General features: G+C 66.9%; 12 protein-coding genes and 3 tRNA genes. 11 read left to right on the top strand and 4 right to left on the bottom strand.

Features of this window, described 5'->3' with window-relative positions:
- Positions 1-93: 93 nt before the first annotated feature.
- Positions 94-1,065 carry a LysR family transcriptional regulator gene (locus AKG07_RS15560; protein ID WP_053098720.1) on the top strand — a complete coding sequence of 324 codons (972 nt, stop codon included), beginning with the start codon at positions 94-96 and terminating at the stop codon, positions 1,063-1,065.
- Between the two features lie 68 nt (positions 1,066-1,133).
- Positions 1,134-1,625 carry an inorganic diphosphatase gene (locus AKG07_RS15555; RefSeq protein ID WP_053098719.1) on the top strand — a complete coding sequence of 164 codons (492 nt, stop codon included), beginning with the start codon at positions 1,134-1,136 and terminating at the stop codon, positions 1,623-1,625.
- Positions 1,626-1,693: 68 nt separating this feature from the next.
- On the opposite strand, the gene AKG07_RS15550 is transcribed toward AKG07_RS15555, so the two are convergent.
- Positions 1,694-3,061 (bottom strand): peptidoglycan DD-metalloendopeptidase family protein, encoded by a 1,368-nt coding sequence (locus AKG07_RS15550; protein ID WP_053098718.1) that lies wholly within the window; start codon positions 3,059-3,061, stop codon positions 1,694-1,696.
- A 211-nt stretch (positions 3,062-3,272) separates the two neighbouring features.
- On the opposite strand from AKG07_RS15550, the gene AKG07_RS15545 reads away from it, so the two are divergent.
- From AKG07_RS15545 to AKG07_RS15525, 5 genes are all read left to right on the top strand, one after another.
- A tRNA-Glu gene (locus tag AKG07_RS15545) sits at positions 3,273-3,345 on the top strand.
- A 29-nt stretch (positions 3,346-3,374) separates the two neighbouring features.
- Positions 3,375-3,448, top strand: a tRNA-Asp gene (locus tag AKG07_RS15540).
- Between the two features lie 70 nt (positions 3,449-3,518).
- Positions 3,519-3,591: transfer RNA gene (locus AKG07_RS15535), tRNA-Phe, on the top strand.
- Between the two features lie 261 nt (positions 3,592-3,852).
- The gene (locus tag AKG07_RS15530) at positions 3,853-4,476 is read left to right on the top strand and encodes a GntR family transcriptional regulator (protein WP_082297981.1); all 624 of its coding nucleotides are present in this window, start codon (positions 3,853-3,855) and stop codon (positions 4,474-4,476) included.
- 317 nt (positions 4,477-4,793) lie between these two features.
- Positions 4,794-5,714 (top strand): AEC family transporter, encoded by a 921-nt coding sequence (locus tag AKG07_RS15525; RefSeq protein WP_053098716.1) that lies wholly within the window; start codon positions 4,794-4,796, stop codon positions 5,712-5,714.
- Here AKG07_RS15525 and AKG07_RS15520 read toward each other — a convergent pair.
- Positions 5,695-6,429 (bottom strand): DUF2071 domain-containing protein, encoded by a 735-nt coding sequence (locus AKG07_RS15520; RefSeq protein WP_053098715.1) that lies wholly within the window; start codon positions 6,427-6,429, stop codon positions 5,695-5,697. The genes AKG07_RS15525 and AKG07_RS15520 overlap by 20 nt on opposite strands.
- A gap of 69 nt (positions 6,430-6,498) precedes the next feature.
- Here AKG07_RS15520 and AKG07_RS15515 point away from each other — a divergent pair, with 69 nt between their 5' ends.
- The 4 genes from AKG07_RS15515 (at position 6,499) to AKG07_RS15500 (ending at position 10,440) form a co-directional block, all read left to right on the top strand.
- Complete coding sequence (locus tag AKG07_RS15515) at positions 6,499-7,002, top strand: hypothetical protein (RefSeq protein WP_053098714.1); 504 nt, start codon at positions 6,499-6,501, stop codon at positions 7,000-7,002.
- A 163-nt stretch (positions 7,003-7,165) separates the two neighbouring features.
- A complete protein-coding gene (locus AKG07_RS15510) occupies positions 7,166-8,596 on the top strand; it encodes a hypothetical protein (protein ID WP_053098713.1) in 1,431 nt (476 codons plus the stop codon).
- Positions 8,597-8,707: 111 nt separating this feature from the next.
- Positions 8,708-9,613, top strand: a complete 906-nt coding sequence (locus tag AKG07_RS15505; RefSeq protein ID WP_053098712.1) for an ABC transporter ATP-binding protein — start codon at positions 8,708-8,710, stop codon at positions 9,611-9,613.
- Positions 9,610-10,440: an ABC transporter permease gene (locus AKG07_RS15500; protein WP_053098711.1), complete on the top strand. Its 831-nt coding sequence runs from the start codon at positions 9,610-9,612 to the stop codon at positions 10,438-10,440. The genes AKG07_RS15505 and AKG07_RS15500 overlap by 4 nt, the downstream gene beginning before the upstream one ends.
- A 79-nt stretch (positions 10,441-10,519) precedes the next feature.
- On the opposite strand, the gene AKG07_RS15495 is transcribed toward AKG07_RS15500, so the two are convergent.
- Positions 10,520-11,638 carry a fatty acid desaturase family protein gene (locus AKG07_RS15495; RefSeq protein ID WP_053098710.1) on the bottom strand — a complete coding sequence of 373 codons (1,119 nt, stop codon included), beginning with the start codon at positions 11,636-11,638 and terminating at the stop codon, positions 10,520-10,522.
- 148 nt (positions 11,639-11,786) lie between these two features.
- Complete coding sequence (locus tag AKG07_RS15490) at positions 11,787-12,071, bottom strand: hypothetical protein (RefSeq protein ID WP_150115151.1); 285 nt, start codon at positions 12,069-12,071, stop codon at positions 11,787-11,789.
- Positions 12,072-12,158 lie beyond the last annotated feature (87 nt).

The raw sequence follows: 12,158 nt of genomic DNA, 5'->3' as shown, positions 1-12,158 counted from the left end.
TCTGCAGCGTCCTCGTCGACAGCTGCCTGGCGGGCCGGTATCCCGTCTGCGGGCGGCCTCCGCCAGTATGTGCACGCCCGGCTCTGTGCGCCAATGACCAGTCGAGCAGAGACGGAGTGCACAATTGCAGATGTGACATCTTCCCCGAGTACCTCCGAGCCGCACGCCGACGATCTCCTCATCCTTCTCGCCGTGTCGCGCACCGGTCGCTTCACGACTGCCGGCCAGAGCCTGGGGCTGAATCACACGACAGTCTCGCGACGCATCGCCGCATTGGAGAGAGTCCTGGGCGGGCGGGTCCTCGCCCGCAGCTCGGGAGGGTGGGAGTTGACCGACCTCGGGCGTCGGGCGGTGCGCGCTGCCGAGGACGTGGAGACGGCGGTGGCGACGATCCATGAAGGAGAAGCCGCGTCCGATCAGATAGCCGGGGTGGTGCGGATCTCCGCCACCGACGGGTTCAGTGCGTTCGTCATCGCGCCCGCGGTCGCGCAGTTGCGGCGAAAGTATCCGAGACTCAGCGTCGAGATCGTCAACGTCACCCGGCGGGCTCTGCAGTACCGTTCCGGGCTGGACTTGGAAGTGGTGGTCGGAGAACCGCAGGTGCACCGCGCCGAGGCCATCCGACTCGGCTTCTACACCTTGGGAATGTACGCGTCGCACGGGTACCTGGACGAGCACGGGACGCCCGGCGACTCCTATGAGCTGAGCAGGCATCCGCTGGTCTACTTCGTGGATTCGATGCTCCAGGTCGACGATCTGGATGCTCCTCGACGACTCGTGCCGGGGATGCCGGATTCGCTCAGCTCGACCAACGTCTTCGTCCACGTCGAGGCCACACGCGCCGGCGCGGGGATCGGCTTCCTTCCGTGCTTCCTGGCCGACGGCCACGCCGATCTGGTGCGGCTCCTCCCCGACGACTTCGCCGAGCGCCTGCCCTACTGGATGGTGCTGCGTCCGGACTCGCTGCGCCAGCCCGCGGTCGCCGCGGTGGCTGCCGCCATCCGCGACCGCACGGCGGCCGTCCAGGATGCACTGCTCGGCATCGCCCCGGCCGCCGAACGCTGACAGCACCCGTCGACGGCCCGGCTAGGCTAGTGCGCGGCATCCAACCGTCATTTCTGAGGAGCACACGCATGGGCGCACACGACGCCGTCATCGAGATCCCGCGCGGCAGCCGCGTGAAGTACGAGGTCGACCACGAGACCGGACGAGTGCACCTCGACCGCGTGCTCTACACGACCTTCGGGTACCCCGCCGACTACGGCTACTTCGACAACACCCTCGGCGAGGACGGCGACCCGCTCGACGTTCTCGTGCTCCTCGACCACGCCATCTACCCCGGCGTCGTCGTCGAGGTGCGCCCGGTCGCCGTGCTCAAGATGAGCGACGAGGCCGGCGGAGACGACAAGCTCGTCGCCGTGCTGTCGAAGGACCCCCGTTGGGCCCACATCCAGGACATCGGCGACGTCGCCGAGTACACCAAGAAGGAGATCGAGCACTTCTTCGAGCACTACAAGGACCTCGAGCCCAACAAGTGGGTCAAGGTCGACGCATGGGGCGACGCCGCAGAGGCGCAGCGCATCCTCGACGAGGCGATCGTCCGTTTCGGCGAGCAGGGTCACTGACCCCAGGCTCCGACGAGAAGACCCCCGGTTCCGCTCAGCGGCCGGGGGTCTTCTCGTCGTGGTCGATCTCAGACCGAGACGCCGCGATCTGCGAGGAACGTGATCGGGTTGGTGTACGCGCCGTTGATGTACACCTCGAAGTGCAGGTGGCAGCCGACGGATGCTCCGGTGTTGCCGGCATAGGCGATGACCTGACCGGAGTTGACCCACGACCCGCTGCGGACGGCGAAGCCGCCGTCCCTGATGTGGGCATAGCCGGAGGAGACTCCCCCACCGTGCTGGATGCGGATGTAGTTGCCGTAGTTGCCGCGCGGACCGGCGTAGTCGACGGTGCCGGACTGCGCCGCATAGATCGCCGCGCCGCACCCGTTCGCGAGGTCGACGCCGTAGTGGTAGCCGGAGCAGGCTGCGCAGGGCTTGGGCCGGGGGCCGAATCCGGCGCTCCGGTGTCCTCCGTGCGGTCGAACCCAGCCGCCGGAACCCGGCGAACCGCCGACGCCTCCGCCGCCACCTCCGCCGCCGCCGTTGCCTGCGGCGGCTGCCGCGGCCTCGGCCGCTTCGCGACGCTTGCGCTCCTCCTCCGCGACGCGCACGCCCTCCTTGTACCCGGCCACGGTCGTCGCCGTGGCGTCTTTCAGGGCTGAGAGCTGTGCCTGCATCGTCGCGAGGTTCGCCGACTGCTCGTCGAGCGCAGCCTGAGCGGCGTCCGCAGCGGCCTGAGCCTCGATCATCTTCTGCTCGGCGATCTGCTGCAGGCGATCGCGCTCCGTGCGGGCGACGACAGCCTGATCGGTGAGCTGCTGGGCCGAGTTGCGGGCAGCGACCGCGTTGTCGTGCACCGTCTGGTTGTACTGATAGACCTTGTCCATCGTGCCGAGACGCGAGAGCAGCTGGTCGGCGTTGTCGGCCGAGCCGGCGAAGAACAGCTCGAGGGCGGTATCGTCGCCGCCGTTGCGATACAACTGCGCCGCGAGCTGGGCCGCCTTCTTCGTGGCGTCATCGGCGGCGACGGCCTGCTCATCGGCCTTCGACTGGAGCTCCTCCGCGACGGCGATGGCATCGAAGTAGGCGAGCTGCGCGGCGTTGTACTCCTCGCCCGCGAGCACGGCCTTGGCCTGCGCATCCGCCACCCGCTGCTTGAGCGACTGGATGAGTCCCTCGATGCGCGTGACCTCCGCTGCCTTCGCGGACTCGTTGTTCATGGCGTTCTGCACGTCGTCCCAGCTGGGGTACGAGGCTGCGTACGCGGCGGTCACTCCTGAGGAGACGCCGAAGGCGCTGAGGGCGACGACGCTGAGCGCGCCGAATGTGAGGGCGCTGCGACGGGTGACCGAACGGTCCTTCCAGAACGCGCGGCTCTCCGCAGGGGTCGGCGCGCAGCCGCAGTCGTCGGACGCCGCCGCAGCAGCATCCGACGTGGAGTGATGGTCGTTCACACGGCCCCTTTCGCCGGTTTCACAGATGCCACACTAACAACTTCTTTCACATCCGCACCAGGGGGCGGACAGCGGGAGAGGGCACAGCGATGTGAGTCCATCGTCCTCCTGAACACGCCCGGGAGGCAGCAGGCTCGCCCTCGATTCGCGTTTTGCTCAGATCTTCCCTTATGCTTGAGCGTCGGCAAGGAAGTCCTCCGGGACAGACTTCGGCCCCATCGTTTAGCGGCCTAGGACGCCGCCCTTTCACGGCGGTAGCACGGGTTCGAATCCCGTTGGGGTCACTCCTTCCGGTACAATTGAAAACAAGTATGGCCCTGTAGCGCAGTTGGTTAGCGTGCCGCCCTGTCACGGCGGAGGTCGCGGGTTCAAGTCCCGTCAGGGTCGCTCTAAGCGACGGGCCCTTTTCTTCGAGAAGGGCCTTTCGTCTAGATGCGACAGGTCTAGCCGGTCGCATGGCTCTGTAGCTCAGTTGGTAGAGCGCACGACTGAAAATCGTGAGGTCACGGGATCGACGCCCGTCGGAGCCACAGGGTGATCATTGCAGTCACCTTAGGAACCCTCGCCTAGCTTCTACATGGCGGGGGTTTCCGCTTTTTCCGGTGAGAGTCGGTGTCTGCTCCGCTCCCCTGGGCTGCTGGTTCTGCGCCTGTCGTCACGCGCTCCAGCCACGAGACGACACGTCTCAGGACGACCGTCTCGATGCGTCGAGCAGGTGCACGGGCCGCAGGTCAAACACGCATTCGCTCGGTGGACAGCCCCGCCATACCTATGCGTCGTAATATACCGATATGGGACCTGAACTGCCCGTTGTGCCTGGGGCGCAGCGGAACCTCGGAGCTGAAGAGCTCTTTCGTCGACTCGCGACGTCGATCGCCGACGGCACCTACGCGCCTGGCGCGAAACTGAGCGACAAGGCGATCGCAGACGATCTGGGAGTCACCCGCACCCCCGTCCGAGAGGCCGTGCAGCGACTGGCGCGCGCCGGTCTGATGGAGGTCCACGCGAACCGCTACTCGATGGTCACCGACATCACCGACGAGCGGTCCCGCATCACCCGCGAGTTCGCCGCCTCTCAGGGCGGGGAGATCATCCGTGAGGCCGCGCTTGCGCTGTCCGAGGCGGATCTCGCCATCGCGTGCGAACTGATCGCCGACGCCATCCGGTCCGTCGAGACGGGCGAGGGATGGATCGAAGCCCATGTGGAGCTCTTCGAGTTCCTCACCGACCGCGCGCTCAACGATCTCTATCGACTCATGCTGAGCGACTTCTGGTATCTCGTGTTCCGCGACCTCTACCTCGGCGAGCCCCGGGTGGACACGAAGGAATCGCTCGAGGAGCTCGAGTCCGCGATGCGCGCCCGCAGCGCGAACGCCGGCGTGAAGGCCGTGCAGAGGATGCTCCGCCTGAAGTAGCGGCCACTCCCGAGGGAGTTGGTTCCGGTCCCCCGCGCCCGAACGGGGGGACCGGAGCAGTCGATGAGAAGGTCCGCAAGCGCACCCACCCCCATGTGGGCGCTCAAGACCGAGAGAACTCGAGGGCACCGTCTGGTTCGACCGACGGAGAGCGGCAGATGCTGCTCGTCGTGTTCTCAGCGTATGGCCGCACCCCGTCTTGACGCTGATCGGAGCTCATCCATTGACGCGGGCCCACTCCGACTGCTACGGCGGACTCCCGCGCGCCGACCGTGCCGGTGGCGGCGACGTGCCTCCGGGCTGGATACGCTCGAACCATGCTCGAGACGCTCACCGGATTCGCCGTCGTGGGAGTCGCGATCGCACTCGGCTATCTGCTCGGCCGGATCGACCTGCTCGGACCGCACGCCCGGCACGTGCTCGGGCGTCTGATCTTCTTCGTGCTGTCGCCGTTCCTGCTCTTCACCGTGCTCGCCCACGCCGATGCGAAGATGCTCTTCTCCTCGCTGCTCCCCGTGTCGGCGATAGCGGCCGTCGCGATCATCGGGATCTACACACTCATCGCGCGGCTCTGGTGGAAGCGTCCGGTCGGAGAGACCCTGATCGGAGCGCTGTCGGCGGGGCAGGTCAACTCGAACAACATCGGCATCCCGTTGTCGCTCTACCTTCTCGGCAGCGCCGCGTACCCCGCACCGGTGGTGCTCATGCAGCTGCTGGTGTTCACCCCGATCTCGCTGACGATCCTCGACGCCGTCACGAGCGATCGCGTCTCGCTGCGCAAGACGCTCGTGCGCACGGCGACGAATCCCATCATCATCGCGTCGCTCCTCGGCACGCTCATCTCGGTGCTGGGCCTCACAGTACCGCCCATCATCATGGAGCCGGCTCAGCTGATCGCCGATGCCGCCGTGCCGGTTCTGCTGATCAGCTACGGCATCTCCCTGCACGGCCAGCGCGTGCTCGGGGCTCCCGGCCACCGGCGGGACATCATCCTCGCCACCTCGCTCAAGCTCCTCGCGATGCCGCTGATCGCGTGGGTGGTGGCCGAGTTCGTCTTCGGGCTCTCGCCGGCCGAGGTGCTGATCGTCGTGATCCTCGCCGCGCTCCCCACCGCACAGAACGTCTTCAATTACTCGCAGCGCTACGACATCGGCGAGACGATCTCGCGCGACACCGTATTCCTGACCACTCTCGGCTGCCTGCCCGTGCTGATCCTCATCATGTTCCTGCTGGGCTGAGCACCGCGTCGATCCGGGACTCGCGCACGTCCGACAGCGTCAGCGGAAGATCGCGCATCACGACGACACTGTCGAACACCGCTGAGCCGGCGGGAAGAGCGTCGAAGAACGACGAGCTCACGCTGTGCAGGTGTGCGTTCTCGACCCTCCACGCGTCGGTGGTGAGCGCGACCGATTCGACGCTGCGCCCTCCCCGCGCCGCCGACCAGCCGAGCCGACCGGCGCGATAGAAGTCCGAGGCCTCGTCGATCGAGGCGAAGAGAGAGCTCGACCATGCGCCTCCCACCTCGACATCCGCGCAGAGACTGTGCTCGCCGGCATCCATCGTGACCGCGTAGCGATCATCCCCCTCCTCGATCTCGAACCTCGCTCGGCGATGCACCCCCGGGAACAACCGTCCGCCGAAGATGACCGGATGCCACGACGAGCTGTGCCGACCGACGATGAAGACGCCTTTCTGCACGCCATCCGCGGTGTCCCACTCGACGGCGACCCGGTGGGCGGCGTTCTCGGAGCGCAGACCCCACCGGCGCCGCGCCCAGCTCGGTCGGATCGACTCCAGCCCCAGCACGCACACGCCGGCCACCGCAGACCCGTCGACGATCTGCGGGCGGAATCCCGTGGGCAGCAGGGAGGCGGCGACCTCCGGCTCGACCCGATAGGTGATCAGGAGTCGCCGACGGAGCTGAGCACGGACACCGCGGACGATCGTCATGCTCCGAACGTAGCACTAGAGCTAAATTCCTCCAAGGCCTCGGGGACGAGGTGCACGTAGGTTGTATCCGTGGACAATCCGCTCATCTACATCGCCGCGATCGGCGCGATCATCGTGCTCGCGCTCCTCCTTCCCCGCTGGGTCCGTCGCTCCACCGGCGCCGCCGGCGGCAGAGCAGAGCAGCGTCACGCGGCCGACCGCCTCAGCGGGATACTCGAGGAACTGGGCGCGACGCTGGTGCTGCAGACCTCTGAGGCCACGGCGAGGGAGATCGTCGACGGGGTCGTGCGTCAGCAGCCACGCAAGTTCACCTCGCTCGCGAGCGGAGGCTACGGCATCCGATTCGTCGAACCGGATGACGCGATCGTGCGGGTGGTCGACGATGAGAACGGGACCCGTCTGCAGGTGGAGAGGATCCGCGAACATCTGGGCGTTCCCAACACTTCCGAGTTCTGGTCAGACCTGCGCTCCGCCGTCTCCGCCGCAGCACGCGCTGAGGGCGTCCAGGTCTCGCCCGGGCCGCCCTTGCGGCACCGGCGCGACGATGCGACCGAGTCGTGGATCGCGGAGTAGAGAAGCCCAGTGCGTACCGGAACATCGGGTGCATCTCACAGCCGCCGCAACTAGGCTGTGTTACTGCTGATCACGCACCGGCCAGCCCACAGCCGGCCTCGCGACGGCACCATTTCTCATCACAGCTCTCAGTCCCTGTGACCTGCGCCGGAAAGGCCGACCCATGAGTGAATCCCCCGACAACGACCGGACCCCCGACTTCTTCGACAAGCTGATCGAAGAGACGCCGCGCGAGCAGTCCGGCTTCACGGCCTCGTTCCGCGGCTACGACAAGGCGGAGGTCGACTCGGCCCTCAGCACTCTGCGCAATCAGCTGAAGCAGGCGAAGGCCGACCTCGCCGCCACCGAGGCACGTCACGAGGACGCAGTCGAGGCGCTTCGCGAAGAAGAGCGCATCGCCCGCGAAGAGCTCGAGGCGGAGCTCCTCGCCACCAAGGCGAAGGCTGCCGAGACCGAGCAGCAGGTCGCCACCCTCACCAACGAGCTCGTCGACACCCCGCGCGCGGATGGCCAGGAGGCACCGTCGCGGGAGCAGTTCGAGGCGATCCTCCGGGTGGCCGAGGAGCAGGCCAACGTCCTCATCCAGAACGCCGCCGTGCAGGCCGACCGTCTGATGGCGGCCGCGCGCGAAGAGGTCACCGCACAGCGGGCCGAGGCGGATGCCGACGTCACCCGCATCATCGCGCACGCTCAGCACGACGCCGACCAGGTGCGCCTGAAGATCGACACCGAGTACACCGCCCACCAGGCGACGCTCGAGCGCGAGGCCGCGCACGCCGCAGAGCGGGTGCATCAGGCGACGCAGGAGGCCACGGCCATCCGCACCGAGGCGGAGAAGGGCGCTGCGGCGCTCCGCTCGCTCGTCACCCGCGAGACCACCCAGCTGCGCGCCGAGGCCGAGCGCGAGGTGCGCGAGATGAACGCCCGCGTCCTCGAGTTCGAGGAGACGCTCACCCGTCGGCAGGACGACGCTCAGCAGGAGTTCCTGGTGCTGCACAACCAGGCCGTCGCCCACGCCGAGCGCATCACCACCGATGCCAACGAGCAGGTGGCCGCTTCGCTCGATCACGCGCAGCGCATCTCGGCGAAGGCTGACGACTACGAGCGCCTGATGCGGTCGCAGGCGCAGACCATCGAAGCGGATGCTCAGGTGCGCGCCCGCGACACCCTGGACCGTGCCCGCGTGAAGTCGCAGAAGATCGTCGACTCGGTGACGGGTCACACGTCCGCCGTGCTGCGGGATGCCGAGGACCACGCGCGCCAGCTGCGCTGGCAGCAGCAGCAGCTCGCCAGCTTCATGGCCGAGGTGCGCGAGCTGATCCGCCCGGAGGGCATCTTCAGCGACGAGGCATCATCCGTCGGCTCTGCAGCAGCCGCGTCGCAGGTCGATGACGACACCGACACCGAGACCGTCGAAGTCGAGGAAGCCGAGCTGATCGACGACTCCGACGACGCGGTCGACGAGGTCACCGGCGACGAGGAGTTCCGCGGTGACGAGGCGCTGGAGGACGAGCTCCTCGACGAGAACGCCGAGACGATCGACGGCAAGATCACCATCGAGGTCGTCGAGTCCGATCAGAAGGCCTCCCGCTGAGCGACTTCTCCTGACTGACCGAGCGAGGGCGTGGGCGGATATCCGTCTACGCCCTCGCTCGGTTCACCCGTCCTGCTATCGCTCGGAGCCGTCAGCGTGCACGCTGTACCTATGACAGACAGCGTGATCGAGGTGCGGGATCTCCGCAAGGAGTACGGGGGTGCCGTCGCAGTCGACGGCATCAGCTTCGACATCCGCCGGGGAGAGACCTTCGCTCTTCTGGGCCCGAACGGCGCGGGCAAGTCGACGACCATCGAGATCCTCGAGGGCTATCGTCACCGCACGTCCGGCGACGTGCGCGTGCTCGGTGTCGACCCCCAGCGCGGCGGTCTGGCGTGGAAGGCGCGACTGGGGATCGTCCTGCAGTCCACCGGAGAGGCCGGCAACTTCACCGTGCGGGAGCTGCTCACCGAGTTCGCCGGTTACTACCCCCACCCTCGTCCGGTCGACGAGGTGATCGCCGCCGTGGGGCTCGAGCACAAGCAGCGATCCAGAGCGGGCAAGCTGTCCGGTGGTCAGCAGCGCCGTCTCGATGTCGCCCTCGGGATCATCGGACGCCCCGAACTCCTGTTCCTCGATGAGCCGACGACCGGCTTCGATCCCGAGGCCCGACAGCAGTTCTGGCAGCTCATCCGCACCCTGAAGTCCGAGGGCACCAGCATCCTGCTGACCACTCACTATCTCGATGAGGCCGCCCGGCTGGGCGATCGCGCGGCGGTGATCACAGACGGGCGCATCGTGGCGATCGGGAAGATCGACGAGATCGGCGGGCCCGAGGCGAGGACGCCGATGGTTCGCTGGAGGGATGCCGCCGGCGTGCGCCACGAGCAGCGCACGACCGCTCCCGGTGCGGTCGTCTCCGAGCTTCAGCGAGCGGGCGGCGAGCCGGACGGCCTCGAGGTCGTGCGCCCCACTCTCGAGCACATCTACCTCGGCCTCATCCGTGAGCACGGAGCCGCATCCGATTCCGATCCGACCGCAGAGGCCCTGCGGGCAGATGTGGCGGAGTCCGCATGAGCACCACGACTGCCACGCCGAACTTCGGGCTCGCTCGCACGGTTCGCCTCGGGGTACGCCGCATCCCGTTCGAACTGCGTCAGTACTTCCGCGCCAGCGACCAGGTCTTCTTCACCTTCCTGTTCCCCACCCTCATGTACCTCATCTTCGCGACGATCTTCACGGGCGACATCGGCGAAGGGCCCGACAAGATCAGCATGGCGACGTACTACCTTCCCGGTCTCGTCGCAGGAGGCATCTTCCTCTCCGGGATGCAGGGCCTGTCGATCGAGATCGCAGTGGAGAAGAGCGACGGAACCCTCAAGCGGCTGGGCAGCACGCCGATCTCACCGGCGACGTACTTCATCGGCAAGATCGGTGAGGTCTTCGTCACCGCGATCCTGCAGATCACTCTGCTGCTGGTCGTCGCGGTCGTCCTCTATCAGGTCGAGCTGCCCTCGGATGCTGAGGCCTGGGGTCGCTTCGCCTGGGTCTTCGTGCTCGGCCTGCTCTCCTGCACGCTTCTCGGCATCGCACTGTCTGCCGTGCCGCGGTCGGGCAAGACGGCGTCCGCCGTGGTGATCCCGGTCGTGCTGCTGCTGCAGTTCATCTCCGGCGTCTACATCGCCTTCACCGCGCTGCCGGAATGGCTGCAGAACGTCGCTTCCGTCTTTCCCCTCAAGTGGATGGCTCAGGGTATGCGCGCGGCGATCCTGCCCGAGTCGTTCTCCTCGGCAGAGCCGAGCGGATCATGGGATCTCGGGCTCGTGGCGGTCGCCCTCGCCGCATGGCTCGTGGTCGGCTTCATCCTCAGCCGCGCGACGTTCCGCTGGATCCGGCGGAACTGACCGTCTGGCATGCGAACGGCCCCATCCCGAAGGATGGGGCCGTTCGATGTGCGGGTCGGCTGCGATGCCGCGAGAGTGTCTACGCCCGGACGAACTGGGCCGCTGCGGGGCAGTCGAACGGATCAGCACCGGCGGCGAGACCGACGCGGTTGAGGTACTCGATCACGATCGCGTACGACCGGCCGAGGCTGGTCTCGGTGTAGGGCACGTTGTTGGCGGCGCAGTAGTCGCGCACGACCTCGCGAGCCTTCGAGAGGTGCGGGCGGGGCATGTTCGGGAACAGGTGGTGCTCGACCTGGTAGTTGAGTCCGCCCATGAGCCAGGTGGCCCACCATCCGCCACGGATGTTGCGAGAGGTGCGCACCTGCTTCGAGAAGAAGTCGAGACGGGCGTTGGGATCGATGATCGGCATGCCCTTGTGGTTCGGCGCGAAGGACGCGCCCATGTAGACGCCGAAGACGGCGAGCTGCACACCCATGAAGGCGAATGCCATGCCGAGCGGCAGCATCAGGAACACAGGCACGAGGACGATCGCGAACCGGAGGGCGATGAGGCCCAGCTCGATCCAGCGACCCTTGGCCTTCTTGCTGGTCACCAGGTGCTTCACGCCCAGGTAGTGGAGGTTCAGGCCCTCGAGCGTCAGCAGCGGGAAGAACAGCCACCCCTGCTTGCGCGTGATCAGACGGACGATACCGCGGGACTGCGCGGCGTCGGTCTCGAGGAACGAGATCGTGTCGACCTCGATGTCGGGGTCCTTGCCGACCTGGTTCGGGTTGCCGTGGTGCTTGGTGTGCTTGGAGTCCCACCAGGAATAGCTGATTCCCACCACGCCGGCGGCGAGGATGCGGGCGAGGCGGAAGTTCGCCGGGCCCGTGGAGAGGATCTGACGATGCGCGGCCTCATGGGCGAGGAACGCCACCTGCGTGAGGATGATGCCGAGTGCCCCGGCCATCAGGAGCTGGAGCCAGCTGTCGCCGAGAAGGATGAAGCCGGTGATGACTCCGCCCAGAGCCACGGCGATGCCGGCGGCCACGAAGATGTAGAACCATCCGGCGCGCTGGAGGAGGCCGGTTTCGCGGATGACCTGCGAGACCTGCTTGTAGGCGTGGGTCATCGGAGGAATGTCCGCATTGCCCGAATACGTCTGACGTACCGGTCCGAGAACTGCGTCGGTCTTTTCGACCTGTGAAATGGAGATGTTGCTCTCCCGTCGATCGGAGCCCTTGAGCTGATGTGAAGCCCAAGGCAGATCGCCGAACGCTTAACTCAGGCTAACCCTGCCCTCATGCGATTTGGGGAATACATCAGCATCCCTTGACGATTCACAGTTCCCCCGCATGGAACGGTCAGGCGCGTGCGCGACGCGGTCGGCTGCGGAGGGCGCGGCGAAAGGGAGAGGTGAGGCTGCGCGGGCGAGATCTCGGCGCATTCGCGCTCTCGAGGGCGTCACGGGCGGCATCCAGCGACTCGAACGAGCCGAGGTCGTCACCACGCTGGTCGCGGGCGACATGCGCGGTGCCGTCAAATTCGACGAACCCGGCGAACTCGCCGCCGCGGGTCGCGACGTGCACATCTGTGTCGGCCTGTTTCCAGGTCAACGGATCGGAAGGAGGAAAAGTGGTCGTGCTCATGGTGATACTCATTGCTGTGTGACGGGCACGCGTTGTCGCGACCCGCAAGATGTGAGATCGAAGGCGGATGCCGCGCGCATCGATGCG

Origin of the sequence: Microbacterium sp. CGR1, assembly GCF_001266755.1 — a bacterium.
GTDB lineage: Bacteria > Actinomycetota > Actinomycetes > Actinomycetales > Microbacteriaceae > Microbacterium.
This window is presented reverse-complemented; position numbering and strand designations above follow the sequence as displayed.

Coding starts and splice junctions, on each gene's coding strand:
- AKG07_RS15525 (WP_053098716.1), top strand. CDS start 4,794: ATGCTCGAGACGCTCACCGGATTCGCCGTCGTGGGAGTCGCGATCGCA.
- AKG07_RS15490 (WP_150115151.1), bottom strand. CDS start 12,071: ATGAGCACGACCACTTTTCCTCCTTCCGATCCGTTGACCTGGAAACAG.
- AKG07_RS15555 (WP_053098719.1), top strand. CDS start 1,134: ATGGGCGCACACGACGCCGTCATCGAGATCCCGCGCGGCAGCCGCGTG.
- AKG07_RS15510 (WP_053098713.1), top strand. CDS start 7,166: ATGAGTGAATCCCCCGACAACGACCGGACCCCCGACTTCTTCGACAAG.
- AKG07_RS15500 (WP_053098711.1), top strand. CDS start 9,610: ATGAGCACCACGACTGCCACGCCGAACTTCGGGCTCGCTCGCACGGTT.
- AKG07_RS15505 (WP_053098712.1), top strand. CDS start 8,708: ATGACAGACAGCGTGATCGAGGTGCGGGATCTCCGCAAGGAGTACGGG.
- AKG07_RS15530 (WP_082297981.1), top strand. CDS start 3,853: ATGGGACCTGAACTGCCCGTTGTGCCTGGGGCGCAGCGGAACCTCGGA.
- AKG07_RS15560 (WP_053098720.1), top strand. CDS start 94: ATGACCAGTCGAGCAGAGACGGAGTGCACAATTGCAGATGTGACATCT.
- AKG07_RS15520 (WP_053098715.1), bottom strand. CDS start 6,429: ATGACGATCGTCCGCGGTGTCCGTGCTCAGCTCCGTCGGCGACTCCTG.